The sequence below is a fragment of the Slackia isoflavoniconvertens genome, assembly GCF_003725955.1.
In the GTDB taxonomy this organism is placed as follows: Bacteria; Actinomycetota; Coriobacteriia; order Coriobacteriales; family Eggerthellaceae; genus Slackia; species Slackia isoflavoniconvertens.
The window spans coordinates 179,267-199,814 of record NZ_QIBZ01000003.1; the positions used below are offsets into that span (position 1 = coordinate 179,267).

Sequence of the window (20,548 nt, forward strand, 5' to 3'; positions counted from 1 at the left end):
GCGGGCATCGTTTGGGCCGAATGCGACTCTCGTCGCCGCGCCCGCCACACATATCGCATGTTTTCGTCACATGCGCTCATCGCCTTTTCGTTGCGGGTTTCCGCGTGCCTCACCGCGCATCTTCCCGAGGGCGGTACAAAGGCGCGGAATCGCGCAACCAGAATTCTGTTCAAAAAGCGTGTCGAATGTGGCATGCGCGACCCGTTCCTAAGCGGTCAGGACGCATTACGCCTAACCTTGCATGCAAAATCCCAGGTCACAAAGTATGCGACCTGGGGTTTCCTTTCCGAATACCCTTTCGAAAGCACGTAAATGCCACATTCGAGGCCCATTGTGAACAAAAACGCGAACGCAGCTACAACCCCAAGCGTTTTTCGAGCTCGTCGTTGATGATTTTCAACGCCTTCACGCGCGCGTAGTATTTGTTCGTGGACTCAAGAATGCGCCACGGAGCATACGGCGTGCTCGTAAGGCGGAACATATCATCGACGGCAGCATCGTATTGCGGATGCTTGTCGCGATTGCGCCAATCTTCCGGCGTGATTTTCCATTGCTTGTCGGGATTGTTCTGACGATCGTTGAAGCGGTTGAGCTGCTCCTCGGGGCTTACCGCAACCCAGAATTTCAACAACAGCGCGCCCCATGCCTCAAGCTCGCCCTCGAATTCGTTGATCTCGTCGTAGGCGCGGCTCCATTCCGCGGGGCTCGCGAAACCTTCAACACGCTCAACAAGCACGCGGCCATACCAGCTGCGGTCGTAAATCCCCACATGGCCAGCACGCGGCAGGCGCGTCCAGTAGCGCCACAGGTGCGGATGCGCAAGCTCGACTTTCGTGGGCGCTGGGCTGGGGAAAATAGTGTACGCGCGCGGGTCGATAGCCTGCGCCACGCGCTTGATGTTGCCGCCCTTGCCAGCCGCGTCGTCACCTTCATACAGAACCATGAGCGGAACGCGGGCCAGGTACATTTTCAGCTCAAGCTCGGCGAAACGCTTCTGTTCGCGCTTAAGCGCTTCCTGATATTCTTCCCTGGTCAGCGCGAGCGTATGGTCGATATCGGCCAAACGCGGCGGGTTCTTCACGATGGTGAAGCGCGAATGCAGCGGCGCCTCTTCGGCCTGCTCGGCAGCCTGTGCGCGAGCAGCAGCCATCACGCGCTCGGTCTCTTCGGGCGTGCGGTCGCGCGGATCGGCCTGATCAAGAGCGCCGGCACTGTTGGCGGCAGCCTTCGCAGCGGCGGCTTCGGCGGCAGCATCGGGACCACTCGCAAGCGCGCGCTCCAGGGCACGCACGAGCGCCTTGGCAATTGCGATGTTCGCGGAACGCTTGTCCTCGCCGTTGACCATGGTCCAACGCGCGAAATCGAAATCAGTATTGCGCAAAAGCTCATCATAGCGCGCGTAAATCTCGTCGTAGTCCTTCACGGTGGCGAGCTCTTCGTCGCTCACGCGCCACGCGGTATCGGGATTGTCGTGAAGGCCCTTCAGGCGCTTCTTCTGTACGTCCTTCGAAATGTGGACAAAGAACTTCAGCACCACGTAGCCATCGGCGGAAAGCTGCCGCTCGAACTCGCTCACAGCGCGCCTGTAAGCCTGCAGGTGGGCCGCATGATTCGCCTCGGAATCGGTGTACACCAAACGACGTGCGGCCGCCGTGTACCACCCGCGTTCGTACAGCGTCATGTCGCCGCGGGGGCCAAGCGCCTGCCAGAATTCCTGCATGAGCGGCTCGAAGCCGGTAACGCCCGAGCCCATATCGCGAAAACGAGCCGCGCCTTCCTCGTCGAAATTCGATAGCACATGCATGTGCGTCGCGCGCGCGTCGAGCTCGTAGACCAAATCGCCAATGCGGCTCCCCTTGCCTGCGCCGTTCCAGCCTTCGAACAATGCAACGACGCCCACGCCCTTCTTGCGGGCCTCTTGCTGCAGCACTACGAGTTTCGCAATAAGTTCGTCGTGCAGGGGCTTGTATTCTTCCTTCGACATTTTCGCCGAAAGATCAACTTGTTCCAGCATATGAATCCCCTTTCACATTGTGCGTTGGCCCAATTATGCGTCAACGTCGCCCACGAGCGAGGCGGCAACGGACATTTCGTGCAACTGTTTACACGTCGTTGCGGGCTTGGCGCAGGCATTTGAGGCAAGCTTGCCTGTCGCCCGTGCGCCAAAACGAATCTTCGCGTCGCACGCACGCCGAATTCAGTTTCCCCCGCGCCCATTCCGCACCCATTTCGCCCTTAAACGTGCCGAACATACACCGATGTGCTCAACGCTACGAGCATTTAGCACATGTCGAATGCTCGTAGCGTTTAGCACATCGGCACCTTTCTGCAGCATGCATTCGCCTCGCAGCCGCCCTCGGCATTCGTCCGCTCCCCAGCATTCTCCCACTCGCACCCCGCAAGGCGCCTTTCGCTAAATCGGTGCAAAGCCTTGGGTTTGTGCAAATTCATAGCATCTGCTTATCGGTATAATGGTTAGTAGCTGATGCGCTTTTTCAGGAGAATACGCCCCATATCTATGCGATTTGGTGCATTTCCCCTGTTCTCGATGCACATGAGGGAGGAATATCATGGGTGAGGAAAACGAAGCAAAGGCCACTGTCGCAGAGGTAGACGACACGAAAAAGGCCAAGAAGCCGAAGGCCGATCGTCTCGAGAAAAAAATCGTACGCCCGGCGCACAAGTCCTATATGCAGAACCGTGAGCTTTCATGGCTCGAGTTCAACAAGCGCGTGCTCGACCAATCCATCGACCCGCACGTTCCCTTGCTTGAGCGCCTGAAATTCATCTCTATCTGGCGCAGCAACTTACAGGAATTCTTCATGGTGCGCGTCGGCAGCCTTACCGATCTTGAGCTCGCGAAAGAAATGGTGTTCGACTCGAAGACCGGCATGACGCCACGCGAACAGCTCGATGCCGTGTATGCGCGCGTGCGCGAACTCACGCCCATCGCAGCCGAAGATTTCCGCCAAACGCGCCACCTGCTCGATGATGCAGGCATCCACCAGCTCTACCCCGACGAGCTCACGCCCGCCCAGCACAGAGAGCTCATGGATTATCTGGACTGCAACGTGCTGCCGCTCGTGTCGCCCCAGATCATTAACGCAACGCACCCGTTCCCTCACTTGGAAAACGGCGCGCTCTATATCGCCGTGCGCCTCGATGAGGAAGCCGAAGCCGAAGCGCTGCCCGAAAACGCTACCAAAGCCGAGCGCAAAGCCGCGCGCGCCAAAGCGGCCGAAAACGTACTCATGGGCATCATCCCCATGCCTCGCAACTGCCCGCGCATGATCGAGCTCACGGGTGAAAACGGCAAATACTCGTTTATTCTGCTCGAACACGCGCTCGAGATGGTCGCCGACAAGATTTTCGAGATGTATCCGGTGAAATACGCCAACGTGATTCAGGTCACGCGCAACGCCGATCTCGATACGGCCGAAGAATCCGACGAATACGATGAGGACTTCCGCAGCCATATGCAGCGCATCTTGAAGAAGCGCGGCCGCCTGGCTCCCGTTCGCCTCGAAAGCGAGCGCCCGCTGTCATACACAACCGATAAATTCCTGCGCGAAAAGCTCGGCCTGAAGAAGCAGCAGGCCTACACCGTTGGCATGCCGCTCGACATGGGCTACGCGTTTGCCCTCATGGGCAAGGCCCCCAAAGCAATCGCCGAGCCGCTCATGGACGAACCGGCAAGCCCGCAATGGCCCGCATCGCTTTCGCGCAAAGAGCGCATCACCGACCAGGTGCTTCGCCACGACGTGCTGCTCTCTTACCCGTATGAAACCATGGACGCGTTCGTGAAGCTGCTCCAGGAAGCCGCGGTCGACCCCGACGTCGTGAGCATCAAAATCACGCTGTACCGCTTGGCAAGCCAATCGCGCCTGGCCGAGGCCCTTATTACCGCAGCTGAAAACGGCAAAGACGTGACCGCACTGTTCGAGCTGCGTGCGCGTTTCGACGAGAGCAACAACATCGAGTGGTCCCAACGCTTTGAGCAGGCCGGATGCAACATCATCTACGGCTTCCACGACTACAAGGTGCACTCGAAGATCTGCGCCATCACGCGCCGCAGCGAAGGCGGCCTGCAGTTCATCACGCAGCTCGGCACGGGCAATTACAACGAGAAAACCGCCAAGCTCTACACCGACCTTTCCATGATTACCGCCGACCCCGTAGTTGGCCAGGATGCCGCGCGCTTCTTCCGCAGCATGCAGCTTGAAAGCGCGTCGAGCGACTACAAGGAGCTGCGTGTGGCGCCGCTCATGATCAAGCCGCGCATGTGCGAGGCCATCGACGGCGAAATCGCGAAGGCGAAAGCCGGCAAGCCCGCTCGCATCCTTATGAAGAGCAACGCGATCACCGACCGCGATATGATTGAAAAGCTTACCGAAGCAAGCCGCGCGGGCGTGAAAATCACCATGCTGGTACGCGGCATTTCGTGCCTGGTTCCCGGCATTCCCGGCAAAACCGAGAACATTCGCATCGTAAGCGTGGTTGGCCGCCTGCTCGAGCACTCGCGCATCTACGCATTCGGCGTGGGCGACGAAACCACGGTATTCCTTTCGAGCGCCGACCTTATGACGCGCAACCTGGACAAACGCGTGGAAATCGCCTGGCCAGTAAACGATCCCACACTGCGCGCCCGCGTGCTCGACTACTTCACGACCATGCTCTCTGACACCGCGAAGCTGCGCGAGCTGCAAAGCGACGGCACGTTTACCGACCTGTGTGCCTTCGTTCCCGAGGGCCGCAACCCGTTCGACGCGCAAGACCACCTCATCAAAGAGGCCTATATCGCCGCCGAACGCGCCCGCGCTACCGGCCTGACGTCTCCCCAGTTCGTCGACGCAGCGGTGAGCGGCACCCCTGCAACCGCGCCCACGCTTTCTTCCACCATGGCCGATATGGCAGAAGACGCCAAGGAAGATTTCGTGACCGCTGAGGAGGTTGAACAGAGCGAGGGGAGCGAAAGCGAAACCACCGCTGAAAGCGAAGCCACCGTCGAAACCGAGGCTGAGACCGCAAGCGAGAGCGAAGCCAAAACCGATCCCCAGGCCGAAACCGAGACCAAGGGAAAACATGCTGCCGTCGAGGCGAATCCCGCTTCCTTGGAAAAAGCACCTCTCGAAATTACCATCGACGATGAGCCCAAGAAGGAAGACGCGAAGGCTTCCATCGAGGCCACGACGCCTACCGCTTGCGCCGCGCCTGCCGCCACCCAAACAAAAAAGCCGCAGCCTGCCCCTACACCGAAGAAAAAGGGCTTCTTTGCCCGCCTTTTCGGCAGGTAAGCCGCTCAAACGCATGCAACGATAAATTTTGATGATGGGCTCTCGTTTTATCACGAGGGCCTATTTTTTTCACCTAGGTTTCCGCAGCTCATAGCGCCGCGCGGGCGTATAGTGTTGTTGTCTCTTTGACGAGGAGGGGATTATGGGAGATTCGCCAGAGAAACCGAAAACAGGAAACGTGCAGGTGCTCGAAAGGGCATTCGATTTGCTCGAAGCGCTCGCCCAATCGCGCGAGCCTCTAGGTCTTTCGGCGCTCGCAACGCAAACCTGCATGAGCAAGTCGACCGTGCACCGCATTTTGGCCACCATGCTCGAACGCGACTACGTCACGAAAACGCTCAATGGAGCCTACGCGATTGGGCCAAAACTTTTCAGCATGCTGAGTTACCACATCAATTCGCTCGAACTGCAGGTCGAAGCCAAGCCACATCTTGCCGCGCTTGAGCGAGAGCTGAAACTGCCCGCATATTTAGGCGTGCTCGACGGACCGTTCGTCTCTATCATTTCGAAAGAAGCCACCAACAGAGCCGACGAACTATTCACACGCGTAGGCAAACGCTATCCCGCGCACTGTTCCTCTATGGGGAAATGCCTGCTCGCATGCCTTTCCGCCGACGAGCTGGAAGAAACACTCTATGGATTCACGTTCGAGGCGCACACGGCCAACACCATCACGAACAAACAGGAGTTCTTGAAATATCTGCATGGCGTGCGTCGTCGCGGATGGGCCGTCGATTGCGAGGAGTCCGAGGCGAACCACCGCTGCCTCGCGGCGCCCATCTTCGATTTCTCAGGCGACGCCATTGCCGCCGTAGGCGTGAGCGGCTCGAACGCCGACATGCCTGAAAGCGAATTCGAAACCATGGCGCATTCCGTCGTGAAAGCCGCCCGCAATATCTCGCTTTCCATGGGCTACGTGATGTAGATTAGTTTCGCCGTTCTTCCGAACGGCGAAAACGCTCGATGCCACGCGGCAAGCCGGCGGCGCATTTCGGGTTCAATCTGCGGCTCGCGTACCGAAGTACGCTGAGCCCAGCTGAGCTGGGCGCGCCCGCTCGGGCGCATAGGCAGGAATTGAAAATGCCACAGGCATTTTCAACGCCTGAACTGCACTCACCAGCTTGCCGCTCGCTACATTTGATGCAGATGGATTTCTTTCTGCCATTAATCGCAACCCCGCCGACCGGGAAGGATGGGTCGGCGGGGTTGTGTCTCAAACCTGTTAAACGCTACGAGCATTTAACAGGTCCCTGTCCTACTTCGACGCGGCTGCGCTTGCGCCTGCGATGCGGCCCCAATTCAGGGCACCCTGCAGGCACGTGCCCGAACCAGGATAGTAGGGGCCAAGCCAACCGGCAGTATTCACGCCGCCGCCATACAGATGAGGAATCGGATTGCCGTCAACATCGAGGATTCGAGCATCGGTATCGATGATCAGGCCACCAATGGAACCGATGTTGGTGTTCTGCGTCTTCCAGGCGTAATACGGCGCGGTATCGAGGGCGGTAAGCTGAACCTTGCGGCCATATGCTGCGTCCTCGCCCGCAGCGCACGCAGCATTCCACGCATCAACGGTCGCCTTGAGATTTGCGCCAGACATGCCGAGCTTCTCGGCCAAACCTTCGAGCGTGTCGGCCTGCACCATAGAGCCATCGGCAAGCGCAGCCTCGCGAGTTTTCGCACCGTCTTTCGCATTATCGCTCCATGCGCATTTCGCATCTGCGGTGGTCATCTTAGAATCCATAAGCATATAGGTGCAGCCATCAATGCCACCCTGAGCCATGGCCGCATTGAACATTGCACGGCAATGGAACGCATACGTGGTATCTTCGCGTACGAAGCGGTTGCCACGCTGATCGATGAGGATATACGGAATCTCAGGGTTCTGGTTGTTTGTGTAGCTCCAGGTTTGCAGAATAAGGTCGACCGCGCCATGGAAGGCGGAATCGGCGCCATGGGCCATGCCGATACGAATGCCGTCGCCCGTGTTGGTTTCGGCCGTTGCCACGAACTGGGTCTTCAGATCCCAGTATTGCTGCTGGTCGTAGCGGAAGGCCATCTCTTCGTTATGGTCGATAGACGCCATCGCGAACACAACGCCCTTATTGGCCTTGTAATTCTTCTTGCCAGCGGCAACACCCACCACGGTGCCCGTTTCATCCTGATAGATGTCGGTCACTTCGGTGTTCGTCTGAATCTCGCCACCCTTTTCCTCAACGGCCTTCTGCGCGTTCGTGGTCCACACCACGCCGCCGGTCTTGGTTTCGTCAGACGCATCGGTAATCAAGTGGATGCGGTCGCGCATGTACTCGTCTTTCATGTACGGCGTGGGATAGCAGCCGAACACGTTGCTGAACGTGATGTTGAAGTTATCGGCCATCCACTTCAAATTATCGGGCGCGTTTTTCGCCATGCACTCGACGAGGTCTTCCTTCACGATGCCCTCGGCGTCGGTGAGCCAGAACTTCTTATGCAGCTCGGCCGAATCGTCGGTTACACCGGCGATTTCCTTTTGCCACTGCGTTCCGCTCGCCTGCACCGCGCCTTCGGCAAGCGCTGTGGTACCGCCGCACGCTGCAGCCTTCTCAAGAACGAGCACCTTTTCGGCGCCGTTTTCAAGTGCGGAATACGCAGCCGTGAGACCCGATCCGCCGCCACCGCATACGATTACGTCGTATTCGCCGTCCCACTTCTCGGGCAAACCAGAAGCATCGGAACCCGAAGCCTCCTTGCTGCCGCCCGCTGACGAGCACCCGGCCAAACCGGCTGCAGCCAAGCCGGCAACGCCAGCCATACCGGCCAGGAAATTACGGCGAGACATGCCTTGTTCGGTGATTGCGTTCATGACGTCCTCCTCATCCCTCACCAGGCCCCTCCGCCTGGTTAATACGCTGCGAGCACTCGGCCGTTTCCCTTAAACGACCTGCGATTATATTCACAGCGCATCTCTTGGATACGTGATGGTTGCAGTATGCGCCGCCCGAAGCGCGCCCGCAACACACCCAGTTCACCGTGCGAACCAGCTGTTCCGCGATATGGAACGGGCGACCTGCTAAACGCTCCCCACCTGCGAAACGCTACGAGCATTTAACAGGCCTCAGAAACGAAAAGCCCCGCAGGAAAACCTGCGGGGCCAAAACGGAGCGAGAATACGCTCCTAAGTTAATTTGAAGCAGCGACAACCAAAAGAGGAGCCGCTCCCGCGCCTAAAGGCAGCGAGCGGGAGCCCGGTGTCCCAGGTTGGCGCGAAGCAAGGGCGAAGCGTACCTGCAAGGTACGTGAGCCCGAAGCTGAACGCCAAGATGGGGCGCCCGGCTCCCGCGCAGCGTCGAGAGATTACGCCGTTCGACAGAACGGCGTAACTCCTTCTTACATCATGCCGCCCATACCTGCGCCAGAGCCAGCAAGAGCGCTCAAATCGGGGCCTTCCTTGGGAATCTCGTTGATGGAGCACTCGGTGATGAGGATGAGGCCAGCAACGGAAACCGCGGACTGCAGAGCGGTGCGGGTAACCTTCACGGGGTCGGAAACGCCCATGGCAATCATGTCGCCATATTCGCCATTAGCGCAGTTCAGGCCTTCGCCCTTCTTCATGCCCTTAACCTTCTCGACCACAACGGAGCCTTCAAAGCCAGCGTTCTGGGCGATAGTGCGCATAGGAGCCTCAAGAGCCTTGCGGATGATGGCGACGCCAACTTCCTCGTCGTGGTTCGCGCAATCAACAGCGTCAAGAGCGGGCAGAGCATGGAGCAGCGCTACGCCGCCGCCAGCAACGATGCCCTCTTCGACAGCCGCGCGGGTTGCCTGCAGGGCGTCCTCGATGCGGCTCTTCTTCTCTTTGAGCTCGGCCTCGGTAGCAGCGCCAACACGCAGCACGGCAACGCCACCGGAAAGCTTGGCCAGGCGCTCATGCAGCTTCTCGCGGTCGAAGTCGGAGTCAGTGTGCTCCATTTCGGCCTTGATCTGGTCGATGCGGTCCTTGATGGCAGCCTTGTCGCCGTCGCCATCGACGATGGTGGTGGCGTCCTTGGAGACCTTGACAGTCTTCGCATGGCCGAGCATGCTCACGTTCGCGTCGGCGAGCGTCATGCCGAAGTCGGGGGTAATAACCTGACCGCCGGTGACAATAGCGATGTCTTCCAGCATGCGCTTGCGGCGGTCGCCGAAGCCAGGAGCCTTCACGGCAACGCAGGTGAAGGTGCCGCGCAGCTTGTTCAGCAGGATGGTAGCCAGAGCCTCGCCCTCAAGGTCCTCAGCGATGATGAGCAGCGGGCGACCAGACTTGGAAACTTCCTCGAGCACCGGCAGCAAATCCTGGATGGAGGAAATCTTCTGGTCGGTAAGCAGGATGAACGGATCTTTCAGAACGGCTTCCATGCGCTCCATGTCGGTAGCCATGTACGGGGAGATGTAACCCTTGTCGAACTGCATGCCTTCGACCGTTTCGATGTCGATGCCGAAGGTCTGGGATTCCTCAACGGAAATGACGCCTTCCTTGCCGACAATCTCCATGGCCTCAGCGATCTTGGTGCCGATAACCTCGTCGCCAGCGGAAATGGTGCCAACGTTGGCGATTTGCTCTTTGCCCTCAACCGGAATGGCGTCGGTCTTGATGGCGTCGACGATGGCCTCGGTGGCCTTCTCGATGCCGCGGCGAACGGCCAGCGGGTTCGCACCAGCGGTGACGTTGCGCAGACCCTCGGTCACAATAACGTCAGTGAGCAAGGTAGCGGTGGTGGTACCGTCGCCCGCACCATCGTTGGTCTTGGTGGCGGCTTCCTTCACGAGCTGGGCGCCCATGTTCTCCACGGGATCCTCGAGCTCGACTTCCTTAGCAACCGTCACGCCGTCATTGGTGATGGTGGGGGCGCCATAGGTGCGCTCAAGGGCGACGTAGCGACCCTTGGGGCCAAGGGTAACTTTAACGGCATCGGCCAGCTTGGTGACGCCAGCAGCAAGGCCGCTGCGGGCCTCAGCCTGGAATTTAATGTCTTTAGCCATTGTGATTGCTCCTTCAATGGGTAGTTTCTTTTCGAAACTTAATTACCGAATTCGCTTTGGTTTCTATCGTTTGCTTTACGCGGTGTAAACACCATAAAGGTCATCGGCGCGCATGATAAGCACGTCCTCGCCCTCGATGTTTACTTCGGTTCCGCCGAACTTGCCGTACAGCACACGGTCGCCTTCCTTGACGGGAACCGGAATGAGGTTGCCGTCCTTATCGCGCTTGCCCTCGCCAACGGCCAGAACGATGCCGGTCTGAGGCTTTTCCTGGGCGCTCGAAGCGATGTAGAGGCCCGATGCGGTCTTGGTTTCAGCTTCGTCGCGCTTAACGATAACGCGATCACCCAAAGGCTTGAGATTCATGGAATGTCCTTTCTCCACTGCCTGTTATAACCAAAGATTGGGAAGAGTGCTAGCACTCCGTATGCCCGAGTGCTAACAAGTTGGTACTCTAACACCCTCATAAAATGATGCAAGCACCTTTTGAGAAAATCTCAGTGCTGTTTACTAAATGTCATAAAGATATTCGACGCAATTTGGAAAAACCGAGCGCAACGCTTAGCGCATATACGCCAACAACGCCTCGCAGCCGCGAACCACGTCTTCGTACGTCGTTTCGAAATCGCCCGTGAACCACGGGTCGGCCACGCTGTTCGCCGAATCGGCGTCTCCACCGTCGGAATACTCGAGCAGCTTGTGCACTTTGCCCTGCGGATCGCCTTTCAGGATGCGGCGCATATCGCGAATGTTCTCGTCATCCATGCCAATGAACAGGTCGTATTCAGCATAATCGGCCGTGCGCAACTTCACGGCGGCTCGACGTGGGTGGGCAATGCCGTGCGCGTCGAGCACCCGCTGCGTACCCGGATGCGTGTCATTGCCGATTTCATCGTTGGTTGTCGCGCAAGACGCAATGGCGATGCGGTCGCCCAAACCCGCGCGCGCAACCATGTCGCGCATCACGAACTCGGCCATGGTTGACCTGCAAATATTGCCGTGGCACACAAACATGATTTTAATCATTCTCTGAAACCTCTCATATATCAGGATATCCGCAGTTAAACGGCGTATTGTTGATTCTTCGATCAAATGCAGAGTATCAAATCAATTCATAAATGAGCGGGTTTTTTCTGCCGCCAACGTCGTAAGAAACGTCGTAAACAGAGACGTTTTACGATTTCCTACGCCGCCCCGGATTCATAACCGAGCATATCCGCTTTCACGTCATCGAAACCGAGGTGGGTATACGTGTTGAACGTCACCTCTATGTCGGAATGGCCCATGATGTATTTCAGCTTCGCCGGGTTCATGCCCTTGCGCGCCATCTTCGAGCAGAAGGTATGGCGGCAGACATGGGGCGTGATCTTCGGAAGCTCCTCCTTGTAGATTCGGTTGTGCTTCGCCACCGCGTACTGAAAATACTTCTGCCAGTGCAGGGCGACGCGGGGCATCTCGTTCTTATCGAGGAACAGGAAGCCGCTTACCCCGTCGACCACGGGTTCGCACGCGGGGCGCGGGCGACTCGCAAGGACACGCTTGAAGCTCGCGGAGACGGCGTTCGTCATGGGAACGTAACGGACACCGCTCTCTGTCTTAGGACGCTCAATGTAATAGCGCATATCGCTGGATCGCTGGAGCTGCTTGTTCACCCGTATGCTGCCCTCTTCGAAGTCAAGATCATCCACCGTAAGACCGCAGAACTCGGAAATGCGGAGCCCGGTATTCAAGAGGATGAAGAAGGCGTCGTAATAGTGCTGGTAGTGCTTGTCGTTCGCTACGAACTCTAGGAACCTGCGCTCCTGCTTGGGGGTAAGGGCCTCGCGTGCGACCATGTCGTTCACCAACACGGTGGCAAGCTCGAAGTTGAAGGGGTTCCGGCGGATGAGGTCGTTCTCCTCCGCCATCTGAAACGCGGGCTTCAAGACCCCGCGTATTGTGTGAATGGAGCTGTAGCGTTTCCCATGGACGTTTTGGAGGTCGATGAGCCATCTCTTGGCCTCGAAAGACGTGACGTCTCTGATACGGCGCGAGCCGAATTCGTCCTTTGCAAGGTAGTTGAGAACCGTCTTGTAGCCCGCGCGGGTGGTTTGCTTGACGGCGGTTTTCGTCTCGGTGTAGTGCAATGCGAGCTCGTAGACCGTCATGTCATCCGGCGCGACTTTATCGAACAGGTCGCGCTGTACCCCCTTCTCAAGCTCCCGCAGGCAGGGGCCGGCCTTCTTCCCCTTCGGTGTAAGGTCGCGAGTTGTCAAGGTCCATGAGTAGACGCAGCGCGTCCGCCCCTTTGCATCGACGTACTTGTAGCAGTAACGCCCGTCTTTCCTCTGCGTCTCCCCGCGTCGGAGGAAGCGGCCCTTGCTGTCCTTTCTGATAGCCATTTTCGGCTCCTTTCGGTATTGAAAAGAGCCCCGATGCGATAGTCCGATTCTATCGCATGGGGCCAGAATTGTTAGTCTGGCGAGTCGGCACTGGTTCCGAGGACCGACTCGTAAACCTTCGTGGGGTCAGCGGAGGAATCGTCACCGCGTGCGAATCTCGAATACGGGTTCGGGCGGGTGTAATCGGGCATGGGCAAATACCAGCCGTTTCCCGCATACTGGCAGAGGCATATCTCTCGCTGCTGCATCTCGATCACCGCGGCGAGGCGTCTCTCCAGCTGATCGAAGCCGTCGGTATCGGCGTTGTTGCCCTGTTCATAGAAGAACTCGTAAGGGCTATAGGGGGACGTGATGACGATGAGATCCGCCGCCACGGGTTTGTCCGAGTAGCGGGACGGTGCCATCACCTCGTGCCCTATGGCGAAGGGGTCCGTGAGGCGGAGCAGGTCGGCGTAGGGGATGGATTTGGGGCGGAGCTCGTCGAGGATGACGGAGTGCTCGCCCGCATAGCCTTGAAAAATGTCGCGGGTAGATCCCGATACGAAGCAGCGACCTCCCTTGCGACGCGCGTACTGCTCGGCAAGGGTCGACTTGCCGGTCCCCGCGGGGCCGAAAATCCACACCGTCTGGACCCTGCGGCCCTCCTCGACCATCTTCGCGCGCCATTCGACGGCCTGGACCTGCAAGCGTCGTGCGTAAACGTCTTCGACCTGGCGCTTCGCACGGGCATATTCAGAGCCGGAAAGCTGCGAAACCAGCGCTTCCTTGTCGATCCGCCCTTCAAGGAGGTCGTCGAGCAGAATCTTGATGTTGCTATGCGATCGCGCCCGGGTCACGCGGGATTCGATGGAGGCGAGCAGGGCGGGATAATCGAAGTTGGCGCGAACGAGGCCCGGGTCATACTGGTGCTTCGATCTCGCGCCGTCGGTCTTATGGCATAGATACGAGAAGCCGTTCTCTACCCCGGCCTTCCACGCCTCTATGCGCTCGGGCTTGTCACCAAGCGCCTTCGCGATGCTTCGGACGGAGCGCGGGTTCGCGAACTCCATCATCACATGCAGATGCGCGGCGGCGGGTCGGCCTGCGTCGGTCTGGTCGCAGTCGTGCACGATCCCCGCATAGCGCTTCGGCGAAAGGGCCGCGATCTTGCCATACATGTCATCGACGGAAGCCGGCAGATGGGAGAGCTGCTGCTCGTACATCATCGCACGGGTCTTAATAGGTGAAGAGCCACTCATGGTTCCACTCCCTTTCTCAAATACGAGGCTTTTTGCCTGTTTTCTGGAACGCGCACCCAGGTGCGCCTTGGGATAACAAGCCCCCCAAGGCGCATGTCTAGGCGAAATTTCAAAAAAATGGAACAATGCGGTGGTGCCCGCCTTTGCTGCGCTCGGCGGGCACCACGTTAGTTACTTGATGAAGTACAGGTCGAGAAGACGCCCAAGCTCGCGATACACGCGGAACCTCATCACGGGAAAATGCACGAAGCTGATACGGTCGTGCACGCCGTCCGTGCTGCTGAACCATGCATCGCCCGGACCGTAAGTGCGGGGAGCCGCGAGGTCGGCCAGCCTGTCCGCGTCCCATATGAGGCGCGCCTCGGGCAGAGTCGGGCGAAACAGTATGCGGGTGCTGCAAGCGGACCGCACCATCGACGGAAGCCCGCCCTCCTCGACCGACGCCTCCGCGATCGAGATGATGGCGTAGCACCCGGCGCTCGCGCCCATCGTCACGATGCGCTTGACAAGCCCGTCGAACGTGGCGAGGCAGTAATCGGGGTCCTCCTTGCTGGCGCGCTTGGGGAACATGGTGCGCAGCGCCACGTACTCGTCCAGGAAGAGCACAGAGACATGGAATCCCGCATCCCACCAATGAACCGCGTCCCCCGTTTCGGCAGAGCGGTCGTTGAGGACGCTCTGCCGCTTCTTGATGCTCTCGGCGAAAAGGGCGAGCGCCTCGAGAATCGCATGGGCGTCCCCATCCGGCCTCAAGGAAACGACATGCGGCAGGCGGGAAAGCTCGGCCTGCTTCGGGTCGATGATGAGCACTTGAGAACCGTATTCGTCCGGCCCGGAAAGGAGAGCCTGGATCAGCAGGGCGATGACGCCCGTCGTCTTCCCGCTTCGGGTCTTTCCGGCCACCAGCATGGAGCCGGAGGTGCGAAGGTCTATATTGGTGCCGTCCTGGACTCGAAGCTCGTAGGCGCTTGGAGGCGACATCTCTTCGACGCTGCTCGCCTCAATCTCATGGTGAAGCGTCACATCCTGGACAAAGAACGTCACGTGGTTGCTCGCCACGTCGGCTTCCGTGAGAACGACCGCATAGCGCGAGAACCGACCGCAAAGTCGTGCGCTGATGCACTCCGCGAGCTTCGCCACCTCGTCAACGGAAGAAGACAGGGTGGAGATTGAGATCTCGAATCTCCCCGCCTCCGTTTCCTTGCATACCACGCGAGGGACAACCTCCCCATCGCGAAGATGCAAGGGGTTGCCGAATCGCGGATCGAATATCCCGGCGCGCACGCGAGCGCGAAGCTTCTTCGAAGCGGGCAGCTTGGAGTTGATCGCAATCCCAGCTATTACGGCAATGCCCCCGATAGCGCCGAGCGCAATTGCAGCGGCGACGTAGTTCCCATGCACCGTCAGAACGCCTGACGGTTCGGTGGCGATAGGCGAGAACAATTCAATGATCAGGTGCCCGATACCGAGCAAGCAACCGGCAATCAATAACAGCACGGCCCCCAGCACGGAAAGCTTCGTGCCGGGGGCCGCATATACGATAGCCGGTGCGTTACTGCTGTAACGCACGGCTGCTCACCTAACCCTTCTTGGGTATGACGGTGAGCCCGGTCGCCGTAACGGAGAGTTGATTACGATAATCTCCGTACACCTTGGCGACCACCCCGGTGGGGATCACGTGCTGATCGACCGGAATGTCGATATCATCCGAAACCTTGATGGCGAGCTTCTCGAAACGATTGCTCACAACTTCGCCTTCGGCATGTCGATACTCCGTGTTATCTGCAGCGATCACCACCTCGATCTTTGTGCCGCGGTGCTCCTTGGTCGCGTAGTCGACCCACTCGCCGCCGCCGATGCAGAGAAAACGCTTGTCCTTCGCGAAGGCGGTCCAGTCAAAGGACATAAACTGATTAAGCTTCTTCATAGTAGAAAAACCCCTTTCAAACCTACAGGCGCCCGCTATCGCTCGCCTGATCGTCGTGCACCGCAAGATAAAAGCTCATGGCATCCTTCAAAATCGCGGATGCCTCTCCTAAAGAAGCCTTCGTGTCCGAATCGATCTCGCTGCGGCACACCGCACCCTGAATCTTCACGTCGGCTTTCGCCATCTGGCGATACATAATGCGCGCAACCATCGTCTCGGCCTTCAGCGCACGATTAGCGATGCGCTCGCCATAAGTAGGAACATGCTCAATAGGTCTATCGCAGCGCGCCAAGGAACGAGCGTCGATAGGCTCAATAGGACAAGCAGAAGTCCCATGGGGCGAATGGTCAAATCCGATATTCATCACAACCTGCTTTCTTGTTCAAATATGTTTACTATTCGATATGCATATCATCCCGGTGCACCCGGTAATTGCATTATTTCATAAGCCCCTGACCTGGGGTTTTCCTCATATAGATTCATTTATGAACGTTTTTTAGCTATATAATCCGACGAAGAAAAAACGAGAATTTCAGCACTTCACACGATATCCATAGACAAGAAAGCTCTGAAGGCCTAGCCGATAGATGCCGTATATGATCAAAGCGATTTCTACATGTTGGTAGAGTTCTTGATACCCTCTATCTAAATCCTCGTTTATGACAGGAATCACGCGCATTAAATCCGAATTGATCCCGCCGGTTGATCTCAAGCTCACCTTCCGTCGATGCCATAACGCCATGTACCGGCAAGGCATCGACTCGGAAGATGTTGCGTTGGATATGACCAGAGTGATACTGGCAAAAATCGAAGACGAATCTTCATCAAAAGAGGAATGCGAGTTCCACATCACACCGGAAGAATACGCTGACAAAGCAGCGCGGAAAGTCGCGTGCAATAGAGTAAGAAAGCTTTTTGATGACGTAAGGGATAGATACCTTGACGTATTCTCCCCTACCGAGGAAATCACGTCATCGGGCACACAGCTTGCAATTGTTATCTCCCAATAGCAACAGCACGCATTTCTTGAAGCATCTTTACATACCCAAAGAAAAATGGACACGGCGATACCTCCTTGGATACCGCCGTGTCCTTAAAAAAGGGCGACTTTGACACATCCTCCGTGTTGTGAGGATGGACACGCGCCATCGCAGATAAGGAAGGGCGGTGTCGCGCGAGAACGACACCGCCCAGACTGCTGCCTTGTGAATTCCCTAACCCTACTCGCTGTACTTCTTCTTCCTGCCGATAATCAGCAAAGCTGCACCAACAAGAGCGCTGATCAGTGCGGCTGCCGACCATGGGAGGGTGTTGGTTGCGTCGCCTGTTTGCGGAAGCTCGGAGCTGGTGGCTGTCGCGGTTGACTCCGGCGGCTCAGGAGTCGCCGGGGGTTCGGGAGTCGCAGGCGGCTCAGGAACGGGAGGGACGGAAGGCTCAGGCGTGACTGGCGGCTCAGGAGTCAGGGGCGTACCCTTAGCGACCTGCCACATGAACTTCCCAGTATCGCCAGCTGCATCCTCCAGACGCTTGAGGTACCAACCTTTTGACGTGGCATCCGAGTTGCCAAGGACGAATACCCCTTGATCGGGACCCTCGGCGGCCTCAGAGGCGGTTTCGGCTGCATCGATTTTTTTGGACAAGATGTAGTTATCGCCGAGCTTGGGGCACTGGAGCTCTTCCCAGTTGCTTGGATTGACGGTGTTGACGATAGTGGTTCCGCTGGAAATGCCCTTGATGGTAACGGGGATAAGGCCGCCATCGTCTGTGCCATCGTAGTTATCAGCAACAGCTGGGAGTCGGAGCTCGGCGTTGCCGGAAACGTAGTCACCTTGCAGCAGAGCCGGACCCATCAGGGCCATCATGCCATCGTTCGATACATTGCCCTTCAGATTGCTCAGCCCCTGGTTAATCAGACGGCCCTTGGGGCCGACCGTCGTCTTGCCGGAAACGAAGATATCGTTGTAGTTCGCAACCTGACGATACTGCTGCTCCCACGTGCCATCGACGACTGCATCGCCCCAAATCCAGACCTGACCTTCGTCGGTGGTGAGAACACTGTTCTCTTCAATGTTCAAGCCTGCATCGCTGCTCATAATATGTGCGATAACGTTGGAATCGTCGGCAACGTTGACCTGCGACATCATCTTGATAAAGGGGATTGTCGCCTCGCATGCAGAGATGTTGGCCACGGGGAATGCCGTGGAATAGCTGCTTGCCTGCGTTCCGCGTATGCCTGTGCGGATATTGGGTTTTCCCGTTACATTGATGGAGGAGCCTGCAGGAACTGTGGTCTGGTCCGTTGCCATAACGAGGCCAACGTCGCCGCCGTTGATGTTGATGGTTACAGGGCCGTTTGCGGTTGCGGGAGTGCCTTTTTCCCACAAGCCGAAAACGTAACCCTCGTCATAGTCGGTCCCGTATTCGCTGTTCCTGAGCTCGACGTTAGTTGCGGTGACGGTGACTGCGCCGCTCACATTAGAATCGCTCGCGCCAAAGATGTTTTGTACATGAGAGCCATGGGCGTTGATGGCGATGCTACCGCCGACCGTGCCTCGAATCGCGCCGTAAATCTCGGGGAGGTCATATGAGTCGGGGGTGGTTCCCTTATCCCAGCCCCAAACGTTCTCGTAAGAATCGATGGTGATATTGCCGCCGATGACGTAGTTACCTGAGACACCGGGCATAGTTGCAAAGCTGTTGCCTGCGCCGACAATGGGCCAGTTCCCGCCAAGGCGCAGGATGCGGTCCGTGTTCTCGTAAGCCTGCGAGCCTGCGATGATGTGCAGGTCGCCACGGATGACCGAGTCCTCTACCGGTTCTTCGGCACCGACGATACCCGATACCCCACCAGCGCGGACATCGAGCGTGACGTTGCCCCTCATCTCGCAGCCGTAAGTACCTTCGATAGCGGGATAGGTATCTGCGTTCTTGTTGTCGTAGACAAGCGTGGCGTTGCCGCCAACGTAAACATTAGGAACGCCTGATCCGTCGCCGCTGCTGCCGTCGCCCTTCATGCATCCAGGGTTGATGTGGTTGCCGCCCTGCATCTTTATGTCACCAGTGATCTCGAGGTACGTGTCGCCCTCGACGGAGCCCTTGTAGGAGCCGCCAATCACATCGTGCAGGCCGCTGCTACTGCTTGGATTGATGTAGCCGGATGCGGCAATTACCACGTGAGTGCTACTGACCGTGGTCATGTATCCGCCGCCATAAAGTGTATAGCTTAGATGAATCTGGCCGTTTTCTGTGAACTCAGTGTCGTGGCCGTTGCAGTACATCCAGGAGCTTCGGACATCAACGTCGTCAAACGTGCAATCGCCATTCAAGACGGCACGGCCATCGAAGGACAGCTTATGAAGCTTGCCCTCGTCGCTCTTGATTGTGATGCGCTTTCCGTTAACGCCAAAGCTGCTTAGATATGAACCCCCCCCCGCCGACACGGTTACGTCAGCCTTCAGGACAATAGTGGCTTCCGTACCCTCGGCAGCGGCAATAGCCTCCTGGGCAGACACAAGCTCCTCGCTCGTGGACACCATATAGATGCTATCTGCTTTGCTCTTGCCGGATTCTTCGCCACCGAGATTCTCTCCAGGCTGCTGCTCGCCAGGCTCGCCGCCCTCCTCGGAAGGACCCTCCGGCTGCCTCCCTTCGTTAGCATCGCCGACGAAACCAGAGTCGATATCTTGACTGGCGTCCTTGTCTGCGTTTTCGGTTCTGTCGGCGTTGACGTCGACGCCGTTGTCGATGCCATCGGCTTTTTGCTCGTGCTGCGTCTGACCGGAATCATCAACAGCAGCGAAGGCGCCAATGGGAAGCGCCATCGACGTTGCCATCGCGAGTGACAGAGCACAAGCAATAGCTTTCGATTCATAGAATCTCATTAGAAAACTCCTACCTTCCATTTCCAGCTGGCACTACCATTTTCTCTCTTTTGATCGGCTTAAAAGTCATTTCCGCAATTGAAACACTCGAACGACCTATGCAAGAAGAAGGCGAAGCGGATAGATCGTTTTCCAATCTCTTGGAAGTCGATCAAGACTAATCAAGCCCATGGGCCCCGGCAAGATAATCCAGTATCAAGCCGGGGCCCACTTTAGTTCTGTTCGCATCGGGGCTAAAGTCGTAAATTCGTCGTAAATCCGTAAACTTCAAATAGTTACATGCCTTTCATCAGGCAAAATCCTGTTATTTGCAGATGTTGCCGTGACACACAAACATAATGCGGTGGACGGACTTTGAGCTATTCATGACCAACTCTCCTTCAAACGAAGCCAAGTACGACGCATTATCGAACGACGTCCCTAGGCCCTGACGATGCCAGCGAGCGCGACAGATTCATGCTGGGAACCTCGATTATGCGCCAGAACACAACGGAGACGAGCATGCTTGCGGGCAGCGAGACCGCGGCAATCGCAAGCGGGTCGACAATCCCGAGCCTGGGCAGCAGGGCAACGAGCGCACCGATGACCATGGCGTGGGTGAGGTAGAGGCTGTACGACACCTTTCCCAAAAAGACCATGGGGGTCGCAGAGAGCGCACGGCGCGTGAACCCGTCGGCGATCGCGACGACAACCACCACCTGTGTTTCGTCAAGAGGATTTGAGCAAAAAGAGCATCGGAAATTGAGCAGCCTGAGCATCGGAAGTGCGCACGCTTTCTGAGCGGCTAGCCCTCCTGCATGAGGGCATGGCGGACGCGGTAGGACTC

At 57.6% G+C, this 20,548-nt stretch carries 15 protein-coding genes; 3 read left to right on the forward strand and 12 right to left on the reverse strand.

The window, feature by feature from the left end; translation table 11 throughout:
• Window positions 1-355: 355 nt before the first annotated feature.
• Window positions 356-2,014 carry a polyphosphate--AMP phosphotransferase gene (locus DMP05_RS02605; RefSeq protein WP_123219021.1) on the reverse strand — a complete coding sequence of 553 codons (1,659 nt, stop codon included), beginning with the start codon at window positions 2,012-2,014 and terminating at the stop codon, window positions 356-358.
• Window positions 2,015-2,570: 556 nt separating this feature from the next.
• On the opposite strand from DMP05_RS02605, the gene ppk1 reads away from it, so the two are divergent.
• Both ppk1 and DMP05_RS02615 read left to right on the forward strand, forming a co-directional pair.
• Window positions 2,571-5,294: a polyphosphate kinase 1 gene (gene ppk1 / locus DMP05_RS02610; protein WP_123219022.1), complete on the forward strand. Its 2,724-nt coding sequence runs from the start codon at window positions 2,571-2,573 to the stop codon at window positions 5,292-5,294.
• Between the two features lie 142 nt (window positions 5,295-5,436).
• Complete coding sequence (locus tag DMP05_RS02615) at window positions 5,437-6,219, forward strand: IclR family transcriptional regulator (protein ID WP_123219023.1); 783 nt, start codon at window positions 5,437-5,439, stop codon at window positions 6,217-6,219.
• Between the two features lie 330 nt (window positions 6,220-6,549).
• Here DMP05_RS02615 and DMP05_RS02620 read toward each other — a convergent pair whose 3' ends face one another.
• From DMP05_RS02620 to DMP05_RS02660, 9 genes are all read right to left on the reverse strand, one after another.
• The gene (locus DMP05_RS02620) at window positions 6,550-8,139 is read right to left on the reverse strand and encodes an FAD-dependent oxidoreductase (protein WP_123219024.1); all 1,590 of its coding nucleotides are present in this window, start codon (window positions 8,137-8,139) and stop codon (window positions 6,550-6,552) included.
• A 524-nt stretch (window positions 8,140-8,663) separates the two neighbouring features.
• Complete coding sequence (gene groL / locus DMP05_RS02625) at window positions 8,664-10,295, reverse strand: chaperonin GroEL (protein WP_123219025.1); 1,632 nt, start codon at window positions 10,293-10,295, stop codon at window positions 8,664-8,666.
• A gap of 75 nt (window positions 10,296-10,370) precedes the next feature.
• Window positions 10,371-10,661 carry a co-chaperone GroES gene (locus DMP05_RS02630; protein WP_123219026.1) on the reverse strand — a complete coding sequence of 97 codons (291 nt, stop codon included), beginning with the start codon at window positions 10,659-10,661 and terminating at the stop codon, window positions 10,371-10,373.
• A 195-nt stretch (window positions 10,662-10,856) separates the two neighbouring features.
• Entirely contained in the window at window positions 10,857-11,321 is a 465-nt protein-coding gene (locus DMP05_RS02635; protein WP_123219027.1) for a low molecular weight protein-tyrosine-phosphatase, read from the reverse strand.
• 158 nt (window positions 11,322-11,479) lie between these two features.
• Window positions 11,480-12,676: a site-specific integrase gene (locus DMP05_RS02640; RefSeq protein ID WP_123219028.1), complete on the reverse strand. Its 1,197-nt coding sequence runs from the start codon at window positions 12,674-12,676 to the stop codon at window positions 11,480-11,482.
• Window positions 12,677-12,747: 71 nt separating this feature from the next.
• Window positions 12,748-13,914, reverse strand: a complete 1,167-nt coding sequence (locus tag DMP05_RS02645) for a Rep family protein (RefSeq protein ID WP_123219029.1) — start codon at window positions 13,912-13,914, stop codon at window positions 12,748-12,750.
• Between the two features lie 171 nt (window positions 13,915-14,085).
• A complete protein-coding gene (locus DMP05_RS02650; RefSeq protein ID WP_123219030.1) occupies window positions 14,086-15,483 on the reverse strand; it encodes an FtsK/SpoIIIE domain-containing protein in 1,398 nt (465 codons plus the stop codon).
• Between the two features lie 10 nt (window positions 15,484-15,493).
• Window positions 15,494-15,841 (reverse strand): hypothetical protein, encoded by a 348-nt coding sequence (locus tag DMP05_RS02655; protein ID WP_123219031.1) that lies wholly within the window; start codon window positions 15,839-15,841, stop codon window positions 15,494-15,496.
• Between the two features lie 22 nt (window positions 15,842-15,863).
• Window positions 15,864-16,205, reverse strand: coding sequence for a hypothetical protein (locus DMP05_RS02660; protein WP_123219032.1), 342 nt, complete (start codon window positions 16,203-16,205; stop codon window positions 15,864-15,866).
• A gap of 295 nt (window positions 16,206-16,500) precedes the next feature.
• On the opposite strand from DMP05_RS02660, the gene DMP05_RS02665 reads away from it, so the two are divergent.
• Window positions 16,501-16,851, forward strand: a complete 351-nt coding sequence (locus DMP05_RS02665; RefSeq protein ID WP_123219033.1) for a hypothetical protein — start codon at window positions 16,501-16,503, stop codon at window positions 16,849-16,851.
• A 210-nt stretch (window positions 16,852-17,061) separates the two neighbouring features.
• Here the strand turns inward: DMP05_RS02665 and DMP05_RS09940 are convergent, their stop codons facing one another.
• Entirely contained in the window at window positions 17,062-19,722 is a 2,661-nt protein-coding gene (locus DMP05_RS09940) for an LPXTG cell wall anchor domain-containing protein (protein ID WP_148039680.1), read from the reverse strand.
• Between the two features lie 404 nt (window positions 19,723-20,126).
• The coding region (locus DMP05_RS02675; protein ID WP_211326834.1) for an acyltransferase family protein at window positions 20,127-20,548 on the reverse strand (422 nt) is incomplete at its 5' end.